This window comes from Pseudomonas sp. L7, assembly GCF_046605565.1.
In the GTDB taxonomy this organism is placed as follows: domain Bacteria; phylum Pseudomonadota; class Gammaproteobacteria; order Pseudomonadales; family Pseudomonadaceae; genus Aquipseudomonas; species Aquipseudomonas wayambapalatensis.
The window spans coordinates 2,133,539-2,155,048 of the sequence record NZ_CP176784.1 but is presented as its reverse complement, the minus strand read 5'-3'; the positions used below and the strand labels follow the sequence as shown (position 1 = coordinate 2,155,048).

The following is a 21,510-nucleotide window of genomic DNA, read 5'->3' as shown; positions in this document are numbered from 1 at the left end:
CAACAATGAATATCCTTTGCCCCCCTTGCCGCATGATGGCGGCTGGCGCCTGCCTGTTGCTCAGTGCCGGCAGCGCCCTGGCCGAAGGCTTCAGCGAAGATGCCAACGTCGGCCTGACCCTGCGCAACTTCTACATCAACCGTAATTTCGTCGACCCGGCCCACACCCAAGGCATGGCCGAAGAATGGACGCAAAGCTTCATCCTCGACGCCCGCTCCGGCTTTACCCAGGGCGTGGTCGGCTTTGGCGTGGATGTGCTGGGGCTGTATTCGGTAAAGCTCGACGGCGGTCGCGGCACTGCCGGTACCCAGTTGCTGCCGGTGCACGATGACGGCCGCCCGGCGGATGACTTCGGCCGCCTCGGCGTTGCACTGAAGGCACGCGTTTCGGCCACCGAGCTGAAGATTGGCGAGTGGTCGCCGATGCTGCCGGTGCTGCGCTCAGACGACGGCCGCTCGCTGCCCCAGACCTTCCAGGGCGCCCAGCTCACCTCGCGTGAAATCGACAACCTCACGCTTTACGGCGCACGCTTTCGCGGCAATAGCCCGCGCAACGACGCCAGCATGGACGACCTGTTCATGTCCGGCCGACCCAGCGCCACATCGGACCGCCTGGATATCCTGGGCGCCGAGTACCTGTTCAACGATAAGGCCACCCAGCTCGCAGCCTGGCATACGGACCTGCAAGACATCTACCGCCAGCAGTACTACAATCTGATCCACAGCCAGGCCATCGGCAACTGGACGCTGGGTGCCAACCTCGGCTATTTCGTCGGCGAGGACAGCGGCCGCTCACTGTCAGGCAAGATGGACAACCGCACCACCTCGCTGCTGCTCTCGGCGCGTACCGGTGGCCATACCCTGTACCTCGGCCTGCAGCGAGTGAGCGGCGATACCGGCTGGATGCGGGTCAACGGCACGGCCGGCACCAGCCTGGCCAACGACAGCTATAACTCCAGCTACGACAACGCCCACGAACGCTCCTGGCAGGTGCGCTACGACCATAACTTCGTAGTCGATGGCCTACCGGGGCTACAGTTCATGACCCGCTACATCAGCGGCGACAATGTGCACATTGGCAACGTGCGCGATGGCAAGGAATGGGGCCGCGAAAGCGAACTGGCCTATACCCTCCAGAGCGGCAACTTGCGAGACCTGACCGTCAGGTGGCGCAGTTCCACCTTGCGCCGGAACTTCAGCAGCAATGAGTTCGATGAACACCGGGTGATTGTGAGTTATCCGCTGTCTATCCTTTGAACTAAGTCCTCTCCTCCATGCAACCACGCAGCGACCAAGGCCACTGGTTCGCTGCGTATCCGCACGTCAGTTTGTAGTGCTCTGAATCGCCCCTGGCTTCCTAGACACCTCCGAGCCTCATAATGAGGCCCAAATAGGAGGTGCCATGAGTCGTCAGCGTTACCCCGAAGAATTCAAGATCGAAGCGGTCAAGCAAGTGACCGAAAAAGGCAAACCTGTCGCCGAGGTCGCCCAGCGCCTGGGCATGTCCGTGCACAGCCTTTACGCCTGGATCAAGGTCTACAGCAAGCCCCGAGAACAGCGTCAGCAAGACGATGATCAGCACGCTGAACTGCGTAAGCTGCGCGCTGAACTCAAGCGGGTGACAGAAGAACGAGACATCTTAAAGAACGCCGCCGCGTACTTTGCCAAGGAGTGCGGCTGAAGTACGCCTTCATCAAGACGCACTCGACAGATTACCCGGTGCGGCGCCTTTGCCAAACCCTCAAGGTGCATCCCAGCGGCTACTACGCTTGGTTGGCTGAACCTCAATCTGCCCGAGCAAAAGAAGATCGCCGTCTGCTTAGCTTGATCAAACATGCTTGGCTCGAAAGCGGAGGTGTGTACGGCTACCGCAAAATTCACGATGACCTGCGTGTAGTGGTCTACTAACCCCGGACACCCATTTAGGCGAGAATGCTCGCCACAGAGAGGTGTCCGATGACCAAGCCACGCCGTACTTTTACCCCTGAGTTCAAGCGCGAAGCTGCATGCCTGGTGCTCGATCAAGGCTACAGCCATGCCGAAGCGGGCCGTTCGCTCGGCTTGGTCGAATCAGCACTGCGCCGATGGGTTAATCAGCTTCAGCAGGAGCGCAGCGGCGTTACGCCGGCCAGCAAAGCGCTGACGCCAGAGCAGCAAAAAATTCAAGAGTTGGAAGCCCGGATCGCGCGCCTTGAACGTGAGAAATCGATACTAAAAAAGGCTACCGCGCTCTTGATGTCGGAAGATCTCGAGCGTACGCGCTGATCCGCCAGCTCAGCGACCATGAGCCCGTTGATTGTTTGTGCGAAGTGTTCGAAGTCACTCGCTCAAGTTACTACGCACATCGTCACAGAAGGCGAACTCCGGACGTTGAACGACTGCGGTTGCGCAGTCGAGTGAGTGAGTTGTTCACGCGATATCGAAGTGCGCCCGGCAGCCGTACCATCATGGCAATGATGCAAGAAGAGGGTGAGCAAATCGGGCGGTTCAAGGTACGCCGTCTGATGCGTGAGCTGGCGTTGATCAGCAAGCAGCCAGGATCACATGCGTACAAAAAGGCCACAGTGGAGCGGCCAGATATTCCGAACACCTTGAACCGAGCATTTGATGTCGAAGCGCCAAATCAGGTCTGGTGTGGAGACATCACTTACGTCTGGGCACAGGGAAAATGGCACTACCTGGCAGTTGTCTTGGACCTCTATGCACGCAGAATGGTTGGCTGGGCCTTATCAGAAAAACCGGATGCAGACCTGGTGGTCAAAGCGCTGGACGTCGCTTACGAACAACGTGGAAAGCCTCAAGGATTACTGTTCCACTCCGACCAGGGATCGCAATATGGCAGCCGTCAGTTCCGCCAGAGACTGTGGCGCTACCGCATTCGCCAGAGCATGAGCCGCCGAGGCAACTGCTGGGATAATGCACCGGTGGAGCGTGTATTTCGCAGTTTGAAATCAGAGTGGATACCGACCACGGGCTACCTGACCGGGCAACAAGCTCAACGAGACATCGGCCAGTACCTGATGAGCCACTACAACTGGATCCGACCTCATCAGTTCAACGATGGACTGGCTCCGGCGAAAGCTGAAGAAAAACTCAAAACCGTGTCCGGGATGAGTTGACCACTACAAACCTGCCGAACAACTAACGGGGCGGAAGCGCTTCGGAAATTTTTCAATACCCTAATAACGCAAAAAGCCCTGAATAATCAGGGCTTTGAATATGGCGGAAGCGTAGAGATTCGAACTCTAGGATAGTTGCCCATCGACGGTTTTCAAGACCGTTGCCTTAAACCACTCGGCCACGCTTCCAGCTTGCTTTGCGGCGGCAATCATACCGTAATGAAACACGCTGTCAAACTCTCTCTGTCGCCCGTTGCAGAGGCTCTGTTATGATCTTTGCATCTGAACGTTTCAAACCCACAGGAGTGTCGCCATGCGCGAACAGGATTACGCCGTACAACACGGCCAGCAGGTCGAGCAGCAGGAGGTCAGCAAGGTCCTGCGTAACACTTACAGCCTGCTGGCGCTCACGCTTGCCTTCAGCGGCGTGATGGCTTTCGTCGCTCAACAGATGCGCGTCGGCTACCCGAACATCTTCGTGGTGCTGATCGGCTTCTACGGGCTGTTCTTCCTCACCGCCAAGCTGCGTGACTCGGTCTGGGGCCTGGTCTCTACCTTCGCCCTCACCGGCTTCATGGGCTTCATCCTCGGCCCGATCCTCAACCGCTACCTCGGCATGGCCGGTGGCGCTGAAGTGGTCAGCTCGGCCTTCGCCATGACCGCACTGGTCTTCGGTGGCCTGTCGGCCTACGTGCTGATCACCCGCCGCGACATGAGCTTCCTCAGCGGCTTCATCACCGCGGGCTTCTTCGTGTTGCTGGGTGCCGTGGTCGCGAGCTTCTTCTTCCAGATCAGCGGCCTGCAACTGGCGATCAGTGCTGGCTTCGTGCTGTTCTCGTCGGTCTGCATCCTGTTCCAGACCAGCGCCATCATCCATGGCGGCGAGCGCAACTACATCATGGCGACCATCAGCCTGTATGTATCGATCTACAACCTGTTCGTCAGCCTGCTGCAGCTGTTCGGCATCATGGGTCGTGACGACTGATCGTTAGCGATTGGACGATTCAGGAAAGCCCGCTTCGGCGGGCTTTTTTGTGCGTGGATGCTTTTGGGGTGCACGCCCCTCCCCGCCACGAAGAAGCAGAGAGCAGCCTAGTCAAGACGTACCTCTACCCCTTCGCCGTCGGGCCCCGTAGAATGCGCTCCTTTTTTCTTCGGGGCGGTTTCCCATGAGTTCACTCGAACACGAGCCGGGCGCGACGGCGCCTGCCAACGAACTGGTCCTTGGCCTCGAGGACAAGCCGCGGCCACTGATCGGTCTGCTGGCGGCACTGCAGCACTTGCTGGCGATCATCGTGCCAATCGTCACGCCTGGCCTGCTGATCTGCCAGGCGCTGGGCGTTTCGCCGCGGGACACCAACCTGATCGTGTCGATGTCGTTGGTGATCTCGGGCATCGCAACCTTCGTCCAGTGCAAGCGCTTCGGGCCATTCGGCGCAGGGTTGCTGATTGTCCAGGGCACCAGCTTCAACTTCGTCGGACCACTGATTGCCGGTGGTGCGCTGATGGTCAAGCAGGGTACGCCGGTCGAAGGCGTGATGGCGGCAATCTTTGGGGTCGTGATCGCCGGCTCGTTCGTGGAGATGGGCGTTTCGCGCATCCTGCCATTCATCAAGCGCCTGATCACCCCGCTGGTGACCGGCATCGTGGTGCTGATGATCGGCCTCACCTTGATCAAAGTTGGCCTGATCAGCATGGGTGGCGGCTTTGCGGCCATGGGCAACGGCACCTTCGCCAATGGCGAGAACCTGTTGCTGTCAGGCGTGGTGCTGGCGATCATCGTGGTCCTCAACCGGATTCCGGTGGTGTGGATGCGCAGCTGCGCCATCGTCATCGCGTTGGCGGTGGGCTATGCGCTGGCGGGCTACCTGGGGCGTCTGGATTTCACCGGCATGCACGAGGCCGCGCTGTTCCAGGTGCCGGTACCGCTGCACTTCGGCCTGGGCTTCTCCTGGGCGCTGTTCATTCCGATGCTGGTGATCTACCTGGTGACCTCGCTGGAAGCCATCGGCGATGTGACAGCCACCAGCAAAGTGTCGCGTCAGCCGGTCGAGGGGCCGGTGTGGATGCAACGCATCAAGGGCGGGGTGCTGGTCAATGGGGCGAACTCGCTGCTGGCGGGCCTGTTCAACACCTTCCCCAGCTCGATCTTTGCGCAGAACAACGGGGTGATCCAGCTGACGGGGATCGCCAGCCGTCATATCGGTGTCTGGATCGCGCTCATGCTGGTATTGCTGGGGCTGTTCCCGAGCGTGGCCGGGGTGATCCAGGCCGTGCCGGAGCCTGTACTGGGTGGTGCGGCGATGGTGATGTTCGGTGCGGTGGCGGCATCAGGGATCAATATCCTGGCCAGCACCCGCCTGGATCGTCGGGCGTTGCTGATCATCGCCGTGTCGCTGGCCCTGGGGCTGGGCGTGGCGCAGGTGCCGGAGTTCCTGGCGCACATGCCTGCGGCGCTGCGTAACGTACTGGAGTCTGGTGTTGCCACCGGCGGTATCTGTGCCCTGGTGCTGAACTGGTTCCTGCCAGAGAGCCGGGAACGCGCCTGACCATCTTTGCAGGCAGACAAAAGCCCGCGCCTACAGGTGCGGGCTTTTTGCTTTATCATGACGGCACTTCTTTACACGAGCCTTCCATGAAATTCGCCATCGCGGTGTTTTCTCCGGCCCATGCGCCCTCCTCGCGCCGCGCGCTGCGCTTCGCCGAGGCGGCCCTGGCCGGCGGACACGAGATTACTCGACTGTTCTTCTACCAGGACGGGGTGCACAGCACCTCGGCCAACGTCGTCGCGCCTCAGGATGAACAGGATGTGGCGGCGCAATGGCGCAGCTTCGTCAGCCACCATCAACTCGATGCGGTGGTCTGCATCGCCGCAGCATTGCGCCGGGGCGTGCTCGACGAGGCCGAAGCCAATCGCTACCAGCGCCCTGCCGTGAACCTGCCCAAGCCGTGGGAGCTGTCTGGTCTTGGGCAACTGCACGAAGCTGCGCAAGTGGCAGACCGTCTGGTCTGCTTCGGAGGCGATTGAAATGGCCAGCTCTTTGTTGATCATCAGCCGCCAGGCACCCTGGAATGGGCCATCCGCCCGCGAAGCGCTGGATATCGCGCTTGCCGGTGGCGCCTTCGACCTACCGCTGGGCATGCTGTTTCTCGATGACGGTGTCTTCCAACTCGCCAGCGGCCAGCAACCGGCCCTGCTGCAGCAGAAGAACCTTGCCGCCAACCTGCAGGCGCTCCCGATGTTCGGGGTCGAGGAGCTGTTCGCCTGCGCGCACAGCCTCCAGCAACGCGGACTGGACGGCAGCACGCTAGAGCTGCCGGTACAGGTCCTCGACGATGCAGCACTGCGCGCACTGATCGCCCGTTTCGACCAGGTGGTGACCCTCTGATGACGACCCTGCATGTAATCAGCCATTCGCCCTTCGGCGACAACCGCTTGACCAGTTGCTTGCGTTTGCTGGACAACCAGGACGCGCTGCTGCTGTGCGGCGATGCAACCTACGCCCTCAAGCCCGGCAGCGAGCCTTACCGTGTATTGCAGGCTGCTGGCCTGGAGCAACGCCTGTTCGCCCTCGAAGAAGACCTGCAGGCCCGCGCAATCCCCGGCGAGTTGGCAAAGGCCGTGGACTATCCCGCCTTCGTCGCGCTTTCGCTGCACTACGACAAGGTCAATACCTGGCTATGAGCGACCTGATTGTCGGCAATCGCTCGATTGCCCTGGACAAGGACGGCTTCCTGGTCGACCTGCAGGACTGGTCCCATGAGGTCGCCCAAGCCCTGGCCGCCCGTGAAGCGATCGCACTGACCCCGGACCACTGGGAAGTCCTCGAATTGCTGCGCCAGTTCTACGACGAATACCAGCTTTCGCCAGCGACCCGTCCGCTGATCAAGTACACCGCCCTGAAGCTGGGCCCGGACAAGGGCAACAGCCCGCACCTGAACCGTCTGTTCAATGGCACCCCCGCCAAACTGGCCGCCAAGCTGGCGGGCCTGCCCAAGCCGACCAACTGCATATGACCGAGCCGATGACCGACAGCCCGAGCCCCCTGACCCTGGAAACCCCGGCCGAACACCCCTTCGCCGAGTTCGTGCGCATTCTCGGCAAGGGCAAGCGCGGAGCACGGGGCTTGACCCGCGAGGAAGCGCGCGCAGCGATGACACTGCTGCTCGAAGGAAAGGTCGAAGACACCCAACTGGGCGCCTTTCTGATGCTGCTGCGGCACAAGGAGGAAAGTGCCGAGGAGCTGGCAGGTTTCACCGAGGCCCTGCGCACCCACCTGCAAGCCCCATCGATCGCTGTGGATCTCGACTGGCCAAGCTACGCCGGCAAGAAGCGCCACCTGCCCTGGTACCTGCTGGCTGCCAAGTGCCTGGCCAACAGCGGCATTCGCATTCTCATGCACGGCGGCGGCGCCCACACGGCTGGGCGCCTGTACACCGAACAGTTGCTCGCCCTGTTGGACATCCCCTTGTGCCGTGACTGGCAGGCGGTGGCCGACAGCCTGGACCAGCAGCGCCTGGCCTTCTTCCCGTTGCAGGACTGGGCGCCGCAATTGCAGCGGATGATCGACCTGCGCAACACCCTGGGCCTGCGCTCGCCGATCCACTCCCTGGCCCGCGTACTCAACCCGCTCGGCGCGCGCTGCGGCCTGCAAAGCATCTTCCACCCGGGCTACCAGGCCGTGCACCGCGAGGCCAGTCGCCTGCTCGGCGATCACGCCCTGGTGATCAAAGGTGATGGCGGCGAGATCGAAGTCAATCCGGATGTCATCAGCCACTTGTACGGCACCACCGGCAGCGAGGCCTGGGACGAAGAATGGCCCGCGCTGAGTGCACAACGCCACGTCAAGCCAGCAAAGCTTGAGCCCGAGCATCTGTTGGCGGTATGGCACGGCGCGGCGCAGGACAGCTATGGCGAGCTGGCGGTCGTCGCGACCATGGCCCTGGCGCTGCGCGGTCTGGGCCATGATCGCGAACAGGCGTTCGACACCGCGCGCACGTTCTGGTCAAACCGAAACATCTAACCAGTCGATCAATAACTGGCGATATTTGCGCTATTTATTCGAACGGTATGCCCTAGACTGAGCTCCAACGACAGACTATTTGGTAATTGGAGCTCCACATGGGCCTTTTGATCGACGGCCGCTGGCATGACCAGTGGTACCAGAACAGCAAGGATGGCGCCTTCCGCCGCGAAAACGCCCAGCGCCGCAATGCGCTGCCTGCGGCCGAAGCAGGCCGTTACCACTTGTATGTTTCACTGGCTTGCCCATGGGCGCACCGCACCCTGATCTTCCGCGCACTCAAGGGCCTGGAGCCACTGATCGACGTATCTGTGGTGAGCTGGCTGATGGGCGAGCACGGCTGGACCTTCGACATCGCACAGGGCTCGACCGGCGATCATCTCGACGCCCTACAGTACCTGCATCAACGCTACACCGTGGATGATCCGCACTACACGGGCCGAGTGACCGTACCGGTCCTGTGGGACAAGCAAGAGCAGCGCATCGTCAACAACGAGTCAGCGGAAATCATCCGCATCTTCAACAGCGCGTTCGACGAGTTGACCGGCAATCGCCTGGACCTCTACCCCGAGCCACTGCGCAACACCATCGATGCGCTCAACGAACGTATTTACCCCGCGGTGAACAACGGCGTGTATCGCGCAGGCTTCGCCACGACCCAGGAGGCGTACGAGGCAGCGTTCGATGAGGTGTTCAACGAGCTGGATCACCTGGAAGCGCTGCTCGACAGCCAGCGCTACCTGGCCGGCGAATACCTGACCGAGGCGGATGTAAGGCTGTTCACCACGCTGGTGCGCTTCGACGCGGTGTATCACGGGCACTTCAAGTGCAACCTGCGGCGGCTGGCGGACTACCCGAACCTCTGCAACTGGCTACGCGAGCTTTATCAGTGGCCAGGGGTGGCGCAGACGGTGGATATGGAACATATCCAGAAGCACTACTACATGAGCCACAAGACCATCAACCCGAACGGCATCGTACCCAAAGGGCCACTGCAGGACTTCACATTGCCCCATGATCGTGAGCGGTTGGCGGGCAAGGGCATATGGCAGGGTTGAAATCATTGGGGCTGCTTTGCAGCCCATTCGCGGGCAAGCCCGCTCCCACAGGTGTAAAGCTGCGCAGTACCTGTGGGAGCGGGCTTGCCCGCGAATGGGTCACGAAGTGGCCCCAGTGATCAGCTGTTCTGCGCCCCTTCGAACCAGGCCAGCTTGTCACGCAACTGCACCACTTCCCCAACGATCACCAGGGTCGGCGCATGCACTTCATGCCGGGCCACCAGGTCCGGCAGGTCTGCCAGGGTCCCGGTGAACACGCGCTGATTGCGGGTCGTGCCCTGCTGCACCAGCGCTGCCGGCGTGCTTGCCGCACGGCCATGACGGATCAACTCGGCGCAGATGGTCGGCAAGCCTACCAGGCCCATGTAGAACACCAGTGTCTGGGCTGGCGCCACCAGGTCATTCCAGGGCAGGTTGCTGGTGCCGTCCTTGAGATGGCCCGTGACGAAGCGCACCGACTGGGCGTAGTCGCGGTGAGTCAGTGGAATACCACCGTAGGCCGAACAGCCGCTGGCCGCCGTGATACCCGGCACGACCTGGAAGGGGATGCCCTCGTCGGCCAGTTCCTCGATCTCCTCGCCGCCACGGCCGAAGATGAACGGATCGCCGCCCTTCAGGCGCAACACCCGCTTCCCCTGGCGGGCCAGATCGACCAACAGGCGGTTGATCTGGTCCTGGGGCACAGCATGGTCAGCGCGGCGCTTGCCGACATAGATGCGCTCGGCATCACGCCGACACATCTCGATGATGGCCGGGGCCACCAGACGGTCGTAAAGCACCACGTCGGCCTGCTGCATCAGGCGCAGGGCACGGAAGGTCAGCAAGTCGGGATCACCAGGGCCGGCACCGACCAGATAGACCTCGCCACCCTGCTGTACAGGCGCGCCATCGACCATGGCCTGCAACAGCCGCTCGGCTTCGGCGCCCTGCCCGGCCAACTGCCGCTCGGCGATCGGCCCCTGGAACACAGTCTCCCAGAAGCCGCGACGCTGGTTGACGTCCGGGTACAGCGCCTTGACCTTGTCACGAAAACGCGCGGCCAGGCCTGCCAACTCGCCGTAGGTGGACGGAATCCAGGTCTCGAGCTTGGCCCGGATCAAACGTGCCAGCACCGGCGCATCGCCGCCACTGGAAACCGCCACCACCAACGGCGAGCGATCGACGATGGCAGGGAAGATCACCGTGCACAGGGCCGGTGCATCCACCACGTTGACCGGTAGGTTGCGCGCCTGTGCGTCCGCCGATACCTGTGCGTTGAGCCCCGGGTCATCAGTGGCGGCGATCACCAGACGGCAACCCTCCAGGTCAGCGACCTGATAGCCGCGCACCAGCACCTCTCCGCTGCCTTCCCTGGCCAGCGCGGCCAACTGGCCGTCGACTTCCGGCGCGACCACCCGCAGCACGCCGCCGGCATCCGCCAACAGGCGCGCCTTGCGCAGGGCGATCTCACCGCCGCCGACGACCAGTACCCGGCCGCCCTGCAGCTTATGGAACAGCGGCAGGTACTTCATTTAGCGGATAACCTCGACGCCGCCCATGTAGGGCTTGAGCACCTCAGGCACACGAATCGAACCATCGGCCTGCTGGTAGTTCTCCAGCACCGCAACCAGCGTGCGGCCCACTGCAAGGCCGGAGCCGTTGAGGGTGTGCACCAGCTCCGGCTTGCCGGTTTCCGGGTTGCGCCAGCGGGCCTGCATGCGGCGGGCCTGGAAGTCGCCGCAGTTGGAGCAGGAGCTGATTTCGCGGTACTTGCCCTGGCTCGGCACCCACACTTCCAGGTCGTAGGTCTTCACGGCGCCGAAGCCCATGTCGCCGGTGCACAGGGCCAGCACGCGGTATGGCAGCTCCAGCAACTGCAGCACGCGCTCGGCGTTGGCGGTCAGGCCTTCAAGGGCTTCCATGGACTTGGACGGCTCCACCACCTGGACCATCTCGACCTTGTCGAACTGGTGCTGGCGGATCATGCCGCGGGTGTCACGACCCGATGCGCCCGCTTCGCTGCGGAAGCACGGGGTGTGGGCCACCAGTTTCAGCGGCAGCTGCTTGGCGTCAAGGATCTCGCCCGCTACCAGGTTGGTCAGCGACACTTCGGCGGTCGGGATCAGGTAGAAGTCGGCCTCGCCTTCGCGGGTGATCTTGAACAGGTCTTCCTCGAATTTCGGCAACTGGCCGGTGCCCTGCAGGGCCGGGGCGTGTACCAGGTAAGGGGTGTAGTGCTCCTCGTAGCCGTGCTCGCCGGTGTGCAGGTTGATCATGAACTGCGCCAGGGCGCGGTGCAGGCGGGCAATCGGCCCACGCAGCACGGCAAAGCGAGCGCCGGACAGCTTGGCCGCGGCCTCGAAGTCCAGGCCACCACTGACTTCACCCAGGGCAACGTGATCCTTGATCTCGAAGTCGAAGGCCTGCGGCGTGCCCCAGCGGCGCACTTCGACATTGTCGTCTTCGCTGGCGCCGACCGGCACGCTGGCGTCCGGCAGGTTGGGGATGGTCAGCAGGATGCCGTCGAGCTCGGCCTGGATCTCGTCCAGCTCGGTCTTGCCGGCTGCAAGCTCATTGGCCATGCGCTCGACATCCGCCATCAGCGGGGCGATGTCTTCGCCCTTTGCCTTGGCCTGGCCGATGGATTTGGAACGGGCATTACGCTCGGCCTGCAGCTGCTCGGTGCGGGTCTGCACCGACTTGCGGCGCTCTTCCAGTGATTCGATGCGCGCGACATCCAGGCTGAAGCCACGGGAGGCCAGGCGATCCGCCACTTCCTGAAGTTGGCCGCGTAACAGTTTGGAATCGAGCATATCGTTCTCTCGTTGTGTTTTAGGTGTTGGTTCAGATTCGGGTCAGGGCCAGGCCGGCCCAGGTGGCGAGCAGCCCGCCCAGCACGCTGGCGGCGGCATAGCCGAAGGCCAGGGGCGCCTGTCCGCTTTCGAGCAGGCGCACGGTATCCAGTGAAAAGGACGAAAAGGTGGTCAGCCCGCCGACGAAGCCGACGATCAGCCCCGCACGCACCTCGATCGGCACGCCGGGCTTGTTGAGAAACAGGCCGTACAGCACACCGATGATCAGGCAGCCCACCAGATTGACCGCAAGCGTAGCGAGATAGAAGTGTCGTGGCCAGTGGGCATTGACCCAGTTGCCCGCAGCAAAGCGAAGCAAGGTGCCAGCAATACCGGCGGCGCTCACCGAGGCGATCAGAGCAATCACGTTTTTCTCCGTTGACGAGGGCTGTTGCGGTCCAGTTCGGCAAGGTGGCGCAGTTTCTCGCCAATCTTCAATTCCAGGCCTCGTGGCACTGGCTGGTAATAGGGGCGTGGCTCGAGCTCGTCGGGGAAATAGTCTTCGCCCGCAGCGTAGGCGTCTGGCTCATCGTGGGCGTAGCGGTATTCGTCGCCATAGCCCAGTTGCTTCATCAGCTTGGTCGGTGCGTTGCGCAGGTGCAGTGGCACTTCGAGCGAGCCGTGCTCGGCGGCCTCGCGCAGGGCGGTCTTGAAGCCCATGTAGACAGCGTTGCTCTTGGGTGCGCAGGCCAGGTAGGTGATGGCCTGCGCCACTGCCAGCTCGCCCTCGGGGCTGCCCAGGCGCTCCTGGACATCCCAGGCCGCCAGGCACAGGCTCAGTGCACGGGGGTCGGCGTTGCCGATGTCCTCGCTGGCCATGCGCACCACGCGGCGGGCGATGTACAAAGGATCGCAACCGCCGTCGAGCATGCGCGCGAACCAATACAGCGCGCCGTCGGGGTTGGAGCCGCGCACCGACTTGTGCAGCGCCGATATCTGGTCATAGAACGCCTCGCCGCCCTTGTCGAAGCGGCGGCGGCTGTCGCCAAGCAGGCTTTGCAGCATCTGCACGTCGATTTCGCTGCCATCCTCGGCAAGGTCGGAAGCGTTCTCGAGGAAGTTGAGCATGCGCCGACCATCGCCATCGGCAGCGGCCATGAGCATCTTGAACGCCTCATCGCCGACCCGCAGGTTGCGCTTGCCCAGCCCACGCTCTTCGGTCAGCGCACGGTTGACCAACTTGCGCAGGGCCGCTTCGTCCAGGCTCTTGAGTACATAGACCCGAGCCCGTGACAGCAAGGCGTTGTTCAGCTCGAACGAGGGGTTTTCAGTGGTGGCGCCGATGAACAGCAAGGTGCCGTCTTCGACGTAGGGTAGAAAGGCATCCTGTTGGGACTTGTTGAAGCGGTGCACTTCGTCGACGAACAGGATGGTGCGCCGGCCATACTGGCCGGCCTGCTGCTTGGCCACCTCGACGGCCTGGCGGATTTCCTTGACCCCCGCCAGCACCGCCGAGACCGTTTCGAAATGCGCATCGCAGAACTGCGCAAGCAGCCGGGCCAGCGTGGTTTTGCCAACTCCCGGCGGCCCCCAGAAGATCATCGAGTGCAGCGCACCCTGCTCCAGCGCTTCACGCAGCGGCTTGCCACGCGCCAGCAAGTGCTCCTGGCCCACGTACTCATCCAGGTTGGACGGACGCAGGCGAGCAGCCAGAGGCTGGGCAACGGGTTCGCTTCGAAACAGGTCCATGATGCCTCGCGTTACTCCTGGATGACGTCGGCGCCTTCCGGGATCTTGAACTGGAACGTGCTCGCCGGGACAGCCTGGTTGGCCTTGACCCCGTTGAACAGGATGTTGGTGCGCTGACCGACGCTGTCGATCAGTTGCATGTCATTGATCAGCCCTTTGCGGAACGAGATGCGCAGGGAGTCGAACAGCGTGTCCTTGGTCTTGGGCTTGAGGGTGAAGTCCATGACCTCGCCCTGCTCCTTCGACGCGATGTCGAAGCTCTGGCTGATCTTGGAGACATCGCCGGACAGCAGCAACGCCGGGGTCTGGCTCAAACGCACATCAAGCTTCTTGACCGTGGCCTGTTCCAGGTCCGGGTCCCACAGGGTGACTTTCTGGCCATCGGACACCACCACCTGCTCTTGCGGTGCATCGGTGTGCCAGTAGAACAGCCCCGGGCGCTTGACCGTCATCTTGCCGGTCGTTTCCTGCAAGCTGGTGCCGCTGGCATCCAGAGTCAACTGAGAGAAGTTGGCCTCGATGGTCTGGGACTTTTCCAGCAACTGGGTCAGGCGCTGTACATCTTGCTCACCGGCATAAGCGGTAACCGAGCCCAGGGTCAGGGCAGAAACCAACAGCATGCGAATCGCGCGCATGGGAATCCTCATTGAGCAGTGAATAGGCCGGACGCCGTCGTTGGCGCCCGACAAAGTGATCATCAATCGCGCGGGCCACCTGGGGCAATCACTTCCCGCGAGCCGTTGCTGTTCATCGGAGTGACCACACCGGCCATCTCCATCGCCTCGATCATCCGCGCGGCACGGTTGTAGCCGATCTTGAGCTTGCGCTGTACCGCTGAAATCGATGCACGACGGCTTTCAAGCACGAACTGCACCGCTTCGTCGTACAGGGCGTCGGTTTCCGCATCGTCGCCATCGCCACCGCCGCCACCACCTTCGAAGCCGCTGCCAGCCTCTTCGACGCCGTTGAGGATGTCGTCGTTGTAGTCCGGCGCCCCCCGCAGCTTCCAGGCTTCGACCACACGGTGCACTTCATCGTCGGATACGAACGCACCATGGACCCGGATCGGCAGGCTGGTACCCGGTGGCATGTAGAGCATGTCACCGTGGCCGAGCAACTGTTCGGCACCGCCCTGGTCGATGATGGTCCGCGAGTCGATCTTGCTCGACACCTGGAACGCCATGCGGGTAGGAATGTTGGCCTTGATCAGACCGGTGATCACATCGACCGATGGACGCTGGGTAGCGAGAATCAGGTGAATACCCGCCGCCCGCGCCTTTTGGGCGATTCGGGCGATCAGCTCTTCGACCTTCTTGCCGACGATCATCATCATGTCGGCGAACTCGTCGACGATGACCACGATGGTCGGCAGGGTTTTCAGCGTCGGCGGCTCGTCTTCCATGCTCTCGCGGCGGTACAGCGGATCGTGGATAACCTCGCCCGCTTCCTGGGCATCCTTGATCTTGCGGTTGAAGCCCGCCAGGTTACGCACGCCCATGGCGGCCATCAGCTTGTAGCGGCGCTCCATCTCGGCGACGCTCCAGCGCAGGGCGTTGGCGGCGTCCTTCATGTCGGTGACCACCGGGCACAGCAGGTGCGGAATGCCTTCGTAGATCGACAGTTCGAGCATCTTCGGGTCGATCATGATCAGCCGCGCATCTTCGGGGCCGGACTTGAACAGGATCGACAGGATCATCGCGTTCACACCCACCGATTTACCGGAACCGGTAGTACCGGCCACCAGCAAGTGCGGCATCTTGGCCAGATCGGTGATCACGGGCTTGCCGCCGATGTCATGCCCCAGCGCCAGGGCGACCGGCGACTTGGCTTCGTCGTATTGAGACGAGGACAGGACCTCGGAGAACCTCACCATCTGACGGTTCTCGTTGGGAATCTCGATGCCCACGGTGGTCTTGCCGGGAATCACCTCGACCACCCGCACGCTGGTCACTGCCAGCGAACGCGCCAGGTCCTTCGCCAGGTTGGCGATGCGGCTGACCTTGACACCTGCAGCCGGCTGGATTTCGTAACGAGTAATCACCGGGCCCGGATGGATGGAGTCCACCGACACCTCGACACCGAACTCCTTCAGCTTGATTTCCAGCAGATGACCGACGCCGGCCAGCGACTCGGGCGAATACTCGATTTTCTTCTGCTCGGCCGGGTCGAGGATGGAGATCGACGGCAGCGTGCCTTCCACGGCGCTGTCGACGAACAACGGTGCCTGCTTCTCCTTCATCACCCGCTTGCTCGGTTCGGGCGCCTTGACCGGGGCCGGGATATTGATCACTGGCGCCGGCTGTTGCTCGCGCTGGGCCACATGCTTGGTCAGGGCCTCGTCGCGCTCGATGATGCGCTCGCGGGCCTTGACCTGCTCGCGCTTGTCCGTAACCACAGGGGCGACCACTTCATCGACCTGGTCGTCCACCTCGCGCAGTTGCGCCACCAGGCGTTTGCGCTCGTTCCGCGCCTCCCACCAGCGGTTGGCCGCACCTTGCACCAGTTCGAACAGGTCGAGGGTGATCTTGCCGGTGAGGTCCATGACCTTGAACCAAGAAAGGTCGGTGAACACGGTCAGGCCGAACAGGAACAGGGCGATGAACATCAGCGTGCTGCCCTGCACGTTCAGCAGGTTGCGCGCCAGGTCCCCCAGGCTTTCACCCAGGGCGCCGCCAGCGGAGAACGGCATGCTCGCGGGAGGGTGGAAATGGATATGCGCCAGCGCCGCGCCCGACAACACCAGGAATACCAGGCCGATCAGGCGCCAGGAGAACAACCAGCCGCTCCACTGCCAGGGCTGGTGGCGCTCGCGAAAGATCTGCCAGGTCTTGATTGCCAGCAGCAACGGGAAAATGTAGGCGAAGTAGCCGAGCACCATGAACAGGATGTCGGCGAAGAAGGCACCGGCGCGACCGGCAGCATTCTGCACCTGGTCGACGTTGCTGGTGTGGCTGAAGCTTGGGTCGGAGGTGTCGTAGGTCAGCAGCGCCATCCACAGATACAGGCACAGGGCACCGACGGCGATCAGCGCGCCCTCCTTGAGGCGGTAATGCAACTGCTGGCGCCACAACGGCACGGGCAAAGGGGTCGGGGTTGCGGTGGATTTCTTCAAAACGCGTCTATTCCTGCGCTCGCTGCGCGTTAAATAGTGATCGAGCCGATGACTGGCCGACGAACCACTACTTTTATCATTACTGCCCGCCCGCCGCCATGGCGGCACGCCGCATGGCACATGAACAGAGGGCCGATTTCCATGGGTGCAATTTGAGCATGCATTTTGTTCTGTGACAAAGGCTTATGCTGTATTTTTGCACAGGTATGACAGCAAATGTCCGGGTTGGTGCCGGATGGCTCACTAATGCGTAGGAAACCGCCTCAAACGCTGCGCCAAAACCACGCATGACGGGCAGGGACCAACCCTGGCCGCCGGCAACCTCCCCCAGGCAGCACAAGACCAGACGTTGACCACACTTCTTGCAGCCGCCATGCTGCACGCTCCCCTCCCCCACCGCCGAAAGACCATGCTCACCTGGCTGACCCGCGACTCGCTGACCTTCCCGCCCCTGGAAAAAGCCCTGCACGAGCCCAACGGCCTGCTCGCCGCCGGTGGCGACCTGACGCCCGAGCGCCTGGTCCAGGCCTATGGCCATGGCTGCTTCCCCTGGTATCAGGACGGCCAGCCCATCCTCTGGTGGTCACCGGATCCGCGCACCGTGCTGTTCCCGGACGAACTGCACGTTTCGCGCTCACTGGCCAAGCTCATACGCCAGGGCCGCTACCAGGTCACTTTCGACAGCGACTTCGAACGGGTCATCGCCGCTTGCGCCGCACCCCGCGACTATGCTGACGGCACCTGGATTACCGACAGCATGCGGGCCGCCTACTGTGAATTGCATCGACGCGGCATCGCCCATTCGGTGGAGGTGCGCCAGGATGGCGAGCTGGTCGGCGGCCTGTATGGCCTGGCCATGGGCCAGCTGTTCTTCGGAGAGTCCATGTTCAGTCGCGCCGACAACGCTTCGAAGGTCGGCTTCGCCACCCTGGTCGAGCACCTGCGCCAGGCTGGCTTTGCCCTTATCGACTGCCAGATGCCGACCAACCATCTGCACAGCCTCGGCGCCCGTGCCATCAGCCGCGCCGAGTTCGCCCGCTACCTGGCGCGCCACCTCGACCAGCCCTGCAAGGCAACCTGGGTTCGCTAGGCGAGTTCCCATTGCTGGCATACACTTAAGACAACGTCTTGCCGAGGGGTCAATCATGACAGAGTTGGCGCGGTTGAAGTTCTATGCCACTCAACCTCACTCCTGCAGCTATCTGCCGGAGGAGCAGGCGACCACGCTGTTCTTGGACCCTAGCCAGCCGATGGACGTACATGTGTACGCCGACCTTTCGGAAATGGGCTTTCGTCGCAGCGGCGATCATCTCTACCGCCCGCACTGCCAGAATTGCAATGCCTGCGTACCGGCTCGCATCCCTGCAGCACGCTTCATCCCCAACCGCCAGCAGCGGCGCATCCTCAAGCGCAACGCCGACCTCACCGTCACCGCTGCGCGCCCGGCGTTCAAGGAAGAGTACTTCGACCTGTATCGACGCTACATCGAACAGCGCCACTCGGATGGCGACATGTACCCGCCCAGCCGCGACCAGTTCTCCACCTTTCTGGTGCGCGACCTGCCATTCTGCTGGTTCTACGAGTTCCGCCTCGAAGGCCGCCTGCTGGCGATCGCCGTATGCGACCTGCTGCCTAACGGCCTTTCGGCGGTCTACACCTTCTACGAGCCCGATGAAGAACGTCGCAGCCTGGGGCGCTTTGCCATTCTCTGGCAAATCACCGAGGCACTGCGGCAGAATCTCGAGGCGGTCTACCTGGGCTACTGGATCAAGAACTGCAAGAAGATGAACTACAAGACCCAGTATCGCCCCATCGAATTGCTGATCAACCAGCGTTGGGTCAGCCTCAACTGAAAGCATTGGCTTGAAACACAGTTTTCGGGCATAATCCACGCCACTTTTTTGCCCGGTGCAGTCGTGCGTCGGGCCATCTCTGGATACCGAGGGCTTTACTGCATGTCGAAAGAAGACAGCTTCGAAATGGAAGGCACTGTCGTCGACACCCTGCCCAACACCATGTTCCGCGTGGAGTTGGAAAACGGGCACGTCGTTACCGCGCACATCTCCGGCAAGATGCGCAAGAACTACATCCGTATTCTCACTGGCGACAAGGTCCGCGTCGAACTGACGCCGTACGACCTGAGCAAGGGCCGCATCACTTACCGTGCGCGCTAAGCTCCAGCCATGAAAAAGCCCGGCCAATGTGCCGGGCTTTTTTGTATCTGCGCAATCGCAAGGAGCGGCTTCACAGGGCTGCAGGAGCGTACCCGCCTGCGAAAAAGACACCGAGCTGCCTGGCACGGGCTACGCCCGTGTTCGCGGGACAAGCCCGCTCCCACAGGGATTGGGCCAGCCTTTGAATTTTGAACAAGGCAGCTGCCTGCGCAGGCACAGCTGTCACGCAACCTCGGCCGTGGTCTCGAAGTCGAAGACCAGTTCACCGTCACGCAACTCGACATGCACCACGCCACCGTGCTCGGACAACTCGCCGAACAGGATCTCTTCGGCCAGAGGCCGCTTGATCTTGTCCTGGATGAGTCGCGCCATCGGTCGCGCCCCCATCTGCACGTCGTAGCCCTTGACGGCCAGCCAGCCGCGCGCCTCGTCACTGACCTCCAGCAACACGCGCTTGTCTTCCAGCTGAGCCTGCAGTTCGATGAGGAACTTGTCGACGATACTCTTGATCGTCTCGTGGCTCAGGCGGCCGAACTGGATGATAGTGTCCAGGCGGTTGCGGAACTCCGGCGTGAAGCTCTTGCGGATGACTTCCATGGCATCGGACGTGTGGTCCTGCTGGGTGAAGCCGATCGAGGCTCGCGCCGCGGTTTCGGCACCCGCGTTGGTGGTCATGATCAGGATCACATTGCGGAAGTCTGCCTTGCGCCCGTTGTTGTCGGTCAGCGTACCGTGGTCCATCACCTGCAGCAGCAGGTTGAAGACTTCAGGGTGGGCCTTCTCGATTTCATCGAGCAGCAGCACGCAGTGTGGTTGCTTGGTAATCGCCTCGGTCAGCAGACCGCCCTGGTCGAAACCGACATAGCCGGGCGGCGCGCCGATCAGGCGCGACACGGTGTGCCGTTCCATGTACTCGGACATGTCGAAGCGCACAAGCTCCACCCCAAGCGCCTTGGCCAACTGACGCGCAGCCTCGGTCTTGCCGACACCGGTAGGCCCTGCGAACAGGAACGAACCAACTGGCTTGTCCGGTGCCTTCAGGCCTGCACGCGAAAGTTTGATGGCGGTGGACAGCGAGTCGATCGCCGCATCCTGGCCGAACACGGTCAGCTTGAGGTCACGCTCCAGGTTGCGCAGCAGCTCCTTGTCGGAACTGGTGACGTGCTTCGGCGGAATCCGCGCGATCTTGGCGACGATGTCCTCGACCTGCGGCACCTCGATGCGCTTGACCCGGCTGGCTTCCGGCTGCAGGCGCTGATAGGCACCCGCCTCGTCGATCACGTCGATAGCTTTGTCCGGCATGTGCCGATCGTTGATGTAGCGGGCAGCCAACTCCGCAGCTGCACGCAGGGCCTCATCGCTGTACTCGATGTTGTGGTGGCTTTCGAAACGCCCCTTCAGGCCGCGCAGGATACCCACGGTATCTTCCACCGACGGCTCACTGACATCGACCTTCTGGAAACGCCGCGCCAGGGCACGGTCCTTCTCGAAGATGCCACGAAACTCCTGGAAGGTGGTCGAACCGATGCAGCGGATATCTCCGGAGGACAGCAACGGCTTGAGCAGGTTGGACGCATCCATCACCCCACCGGATGCCGCACCGGCACCAATGATGGTGTGAATCTCGTCGATGAACAGGATCGCCTGCGGCCGCTTGCGCAGCTCACCCAGCAGCGCCTTGAAGCGCTTCTCGAAATCGCCGCGGTACTTGGTGCCGGCCAGCAGGGCACCCAGGTCGAGCGAGTAGACAACGCTCTGTGCCAACAGGTCGGGCACCTGGCCGTCGACGATGCGCTTGGCCAGGCCTTCGGCGATGGCAGTCTTGCCGACACCCGCCTCACCGACCAGCAGCGGGTTGTTCTTGCGACGGCGGGCCAGGATCTGCGCGACGCGCTCGACCTCCTGCTCACGCCCCACCAACGGATCGATACGACCGGCACGGGCCAGTTCATTGAGGTTGCTGGCATAGGCGTCCAGCGGGTTGCTGGACGAGGACGCCTCGCCCCCTTCCTCATCCTGCATTTCCTGGTCGCTGTCGGTATGCGGACCGTGCCCCGGCACCTTGGAGATGCCATGGGCGATGTAGTTGACCACATCGATGCGCGCCACGCTCTGCTGCTTGAGCAGGAACACGGCCTGGCTTTCCTGTTCGCTGAAGATCGCCACCAGCACATTGGCGCCGGTCACTTCACGCTTGCCGGAGCTTTGCACGTGGAAAACGGCGCGCTGCAGCACACGCTGGAAACCGAGCGTAGGCTGGGTTTCGCGATCCTCGTCGTGGACGGGAATCAGTGGCGTGGTCGAATCGATGAACTCCTGCAGGTCATGCTTGAGCTTGTCGAGATTGGCGCCACAGGCGCGCAGAACGGTCGCGGCGGCCTCATTGTCAAGGAGTGCCAGCAACAGGTGTTCGACGGTCATGAATTCATGACGCTTCGAACGGGCCTCCTTGAAGGCCAGATTGAGGGTGACTTCGAGCTCGCGGTTTAACATAGCTTCACCTC

At 62.3% G+C, this 21,510-nt stretch carries 20 protein-coding genes, 1 tRNA gene and 1 pseudogene; 14 read left to right on the top strand and 8 right to left on the bottom strand.

Features of this window, described 5'->3' with window-relative positions:
• Nucleotides 1-32: 32 nt before the first annotated feature.
• The 3 genes and pseudogenes from ACK3BK_RS09920 to ACK3BK_RS09910 all read left to right on the top strand — a co-directional run bounded on the left by ACK3BK_RS09920 (nt 33) and on the right by ACK3BK_RS09910 (nt 3,118).
• Nucleotides 33-1,256, top strand: a complete 1,224-nt coding sequence (locus tag ACK3BK_RS09920) for an OprD family porin (RefSeq protein ID WP_411384462.1) — start codon at nt 33-35, stop codon at nt 1,254-1,256.
• A gap of 145 nt (nt 1,257-1,401) precedes the next feature.
• Nucleotides 1,402-1,892: pseudogene (locus tag ACK3BK_RS09915) on the top strand (transposase); the annotation flags it as partial.
• A gap of 63 nt (nt 1,893-1,955) precedes the next feature.
• Nucleotides 1,956-3,118, top strand: a protein-coding gene (locus ACK3BK_RS09910; protein WP_411384201.1) for an IS3 family transposase whose coding sequence is annotated in 2 segments (ribosomal slippage) — nt 1,956-2,211 and nt 2,211-3,118 — 1,164 coding nt in all. Because the reading frame shifts where the segments join, the coding sequence is not laid out codon by codon here.
• A 101-nt stretch (nt 3,119-3,219) separates the two neighbouring features.
• On the opposite strand, the gene ACK3BK_RS09905 is transcribed toward ACK3BK_RS09910, so the two are convergent.
• A tRNA-Ser gene (locus tag ACK3BK_RS09905) sits at nt 3,220-3,307 on the bottom strand.
• 124 nt (nt 3,308-3,431) lie between these two features.
• Between ACK3BK_RS09905 and ACK3BK_RS09900 the strand changes: the two genes are divergently transcribed.
• The 8 genes from ACK3BK_RS09900 (at nt 3,432) to ACK3BK_RS09865 (ending at nt 9,200) form a co-directional block, all read left to right on the top strand.
• On the top strand, nt 3,432-4,103 hold the full coding sequence (locus ACK3BK_RS09900; RefSeq protein ID WP_054892316.1) for a Bax inhibitor-1/YccA family protein: 672 nt from the start codon (nt 3,432-3,434) through the stop codon (nt 4,101-4,103).
• Between the two features lie 184 nt (nt 4,104-4,287).
• Nucleotides 4,288-5,667 carry a nucleobase:cation symporter-2 family protein gene (locus tag ACK3BK_RS09895; RefSeq protein ID WP_186669818.1) on the top strand — a complete coding sequence of 460 codons (1,380 nt, stop codon included), beginning with the start codon at nt 4,288-4,290 and terminating at the stop codon, nt 5,665-5,667.
• A gap of 86 nt (nt 5,668-5,753) precedes the next feature.
• Nucleotides 5,754-6,146, top strand: coding sequence for a sulfurtransferase complex subunit TusD (tusD, locus tag ACK3BK_RS09890; protein ID WP_411384200.1), 393 nt, complete (start codon nt 5,754-5,756; stop codon nt 6,144-6,146).
• A 1-nt stretch (nt 6,147) separates the two neighbouring features.
• On the top strand, nt 6,148-6,507 hold the full coding sequence (gene tusC, locus ACK3BK_RS09885) for a sulfurtransferase complex subunit TusC (RefSeq protein ID WP_186669822.1): 360 nt from the start codon (nt 6,148-6,150) through the stop codon (nt 6,505-6,507).
• Nucleotides 6,507-6,803 carry a sulfurtransferase complex subunit TusB gene (gene tusB, locus ACK3BK_RS09880; RefSeq protein ID WP_186708653.1) on the top strand — a complete coding sequence of 99 codons (297 nt, stop codon included), beginning with the start codon at nt 6,507-6,509 and terminating at the stop codon, nt 6,801-6,803. The genes tusC and tusB overlap by 1 nt, the downstream gene beginning before the upstream one ends.
• Nucleotides 6,800-7,135: a TusE/DsrC/DsvC family sulfur relay protein gene (locus ACK3BK_RS09875; RefSeq protein WP_186669824.1), complete on the top strand. Its 336-nt coding sequence runs from the start codon at nt 6,800-6,802 to the stop codon at nt 7,133-7,135. Before tusB ends, ACK3BK_RS09875 begins: the two co-directional genes overlap by 4 nt.
• 8 nt (nt 7,136-7,143) lie before the next feature.
• Nucleotides 7,144-8,142 carry a glycosyl transferase family protein gene (locus ACK3BK_RS09870; protein ID WP_186708651.1) on the top strand — a complete coding sequence of 333 codons (999 nt, stop codon included), beginning with the start codon at nt 7,144-7,146 and terminating at the stop codon, nt 8,140-8,142.
• A gap of 98 nt (nt 8,143-8,240) precedes the next feature.
• Entirely contained in the window at nt 8,241-9,200 is a 960-nt protein-coding gene (locus tag ACK3BK_RS09865; RefSeq protein WP_411384199.1) for a glutathione S-transferase family protein, read from the top strand.
• 119 nt (nt 9,201-9,319) lie between these two features.
• On the opposite strand, the gene cysG is transcribed toward ACK3BK_RS09865, so the two are convergent.
• The 6 genes from cysG to ftsK all read right to left on the bottom strand — a co-directional run bounded on the left by cysG (nt 9,320) and on the right by ftsK (nt 16,832).
• Nucleotides 9,320-10,711: a siroheme synthase CysG gene (gene cysG, locus ACK3BK_RS09860; RefSeq protein WP_186669827.1), complete on the bottom strand. Its 1,392-nt coding sequence runs from the start codon at nt 10,709-10,711 to the stop codon at nt 9,320-9,322.
• Nucleotides 10,712-11,992 carry a serine--tRNA ligase gene (serS, locus tag ACK3BK_RS09855; RefSeq protein WP_411384198.1) on the bottom strand — a complete coding sequence of 427 codons (1,281 nt, stop codon included), beginning with the start codon at nt 11,990-11,992 and terminating at the stop codon, nt 10,712-10,714.
• Nucleotides 11,993-12,023: 31 nt separating this feature from the next.
• A complete protein-coding gene (gene crcB / locus ACK3BK_RS09850; protein ID WP_054892326.1) occupies nt 12,024-12,398 on the bottom strand; it encodes a fluoride efflux transporter CrcB in 375 nt (124 codons plus the stop codon).
• A complete protein-coding gene (locus ACK3BK_RS09845) occupies nt 12,395-13,720 on the bottom strand; it encodes a replication-associated recombination protein A (protein ID WP_054892327.1) in 1,326 nt (441 codons plus the stop codon). Before ACK3BK_RS09845 ends, crcB begins: the two co-directional genes overlap by 4 nt.
• Before the next feature lie 11 nt (nt 13,721-13,731).
• Nucleotides 13,732-14,355 (bottom strand): outer membrane lipoprotein chaperone LolA, encoded by a 624-nt coding sequence (lolA, locus tag ACK3BK_RS09840; RefSeq protein ID WP_065864365.1) that lies wholly within the window; start codon nt 14,353-14,355, stop codon nt 13,732-13,734.
• Nucleotides 14,356-14,417: 62 nt separating this feature from the next.
• Nucleotides 14,418-16,832: a DNA translocase FtsK gene (gene ftsK / locus ACK3BK_RS09835; protein WP_186669830.1), complete on the bottom strand. Its 2,415-nt coding sequence runs from the start codon at nt 16,830-16,832 to the stop codon at nt 14,418-14,420.
• Between the two features lie 409 nt (nt 16,833-17,241).
• Between ftsK and aat the strand changes: the two genes are divergently transcribed.
• From aat to infA, 3 genes are all read left to right on the top strand, one after another.
• Nucleotides 17,242-17,922 carry a leucyl/phenylalanyl-tRNA--protein transferase gene (aat, locus tag ACK3BK_RS09830; RefSeq protein ID WP_411384197.1) on the top strand — a complete coding sequence of 227 codons (681 nt, stop codon included), beginning with the start codon at nt 17,242-17,244 and terminating at the stop codon, nt 17,920-17,922.
• 55 nt (nt 17,923-17,977) lie between these two features.
• Nucleotides 17,978-18,685: an arginyltransferase gene (locus tag ACK3BK_RS09825; RefSeq protein WP_186669834.1), complete on the top strand. Its 708-nt coding sequence runs from the start codon at nt 17,978-17,980 to the stop codon at nt 18,683-18,685.
• A gap of 102 nt (nt 18,686-18,787) precedes the next feature.
• Nucleotides 18,788-19,006 (top strand): translation initiation factor IF-1, encoded by a 219-nt coding sequence (gene infA, locus ACK3BK_RS09820; RefSeq protein WP_002553999.1) that lies wholly within the window; start codon nt 18,788-18,790, stop codon nt 19,004-19,006.
• 222 nt (nt 19,007-19,228) lie between these two features.
• On the opposite strand, the gene clpA is transcribed toward infA, so the two are convergent.
• Nucleotides 19,229-21,499: an ATP-dependent Clp protease ATP-binding subunit ClpA gene (gene clpA, locus ACK3BK_RS09815; RefSeq protein ID WP_186669836.1), complete on the bottom strand. Its 2,271-nt coding sequence runs from the start codon at nt 21,497-21,499 to the stop codon at nt 19,229-19,231.
• Nucleotides 21,500-21,510 lie beyond the last annotated feature (11 nt).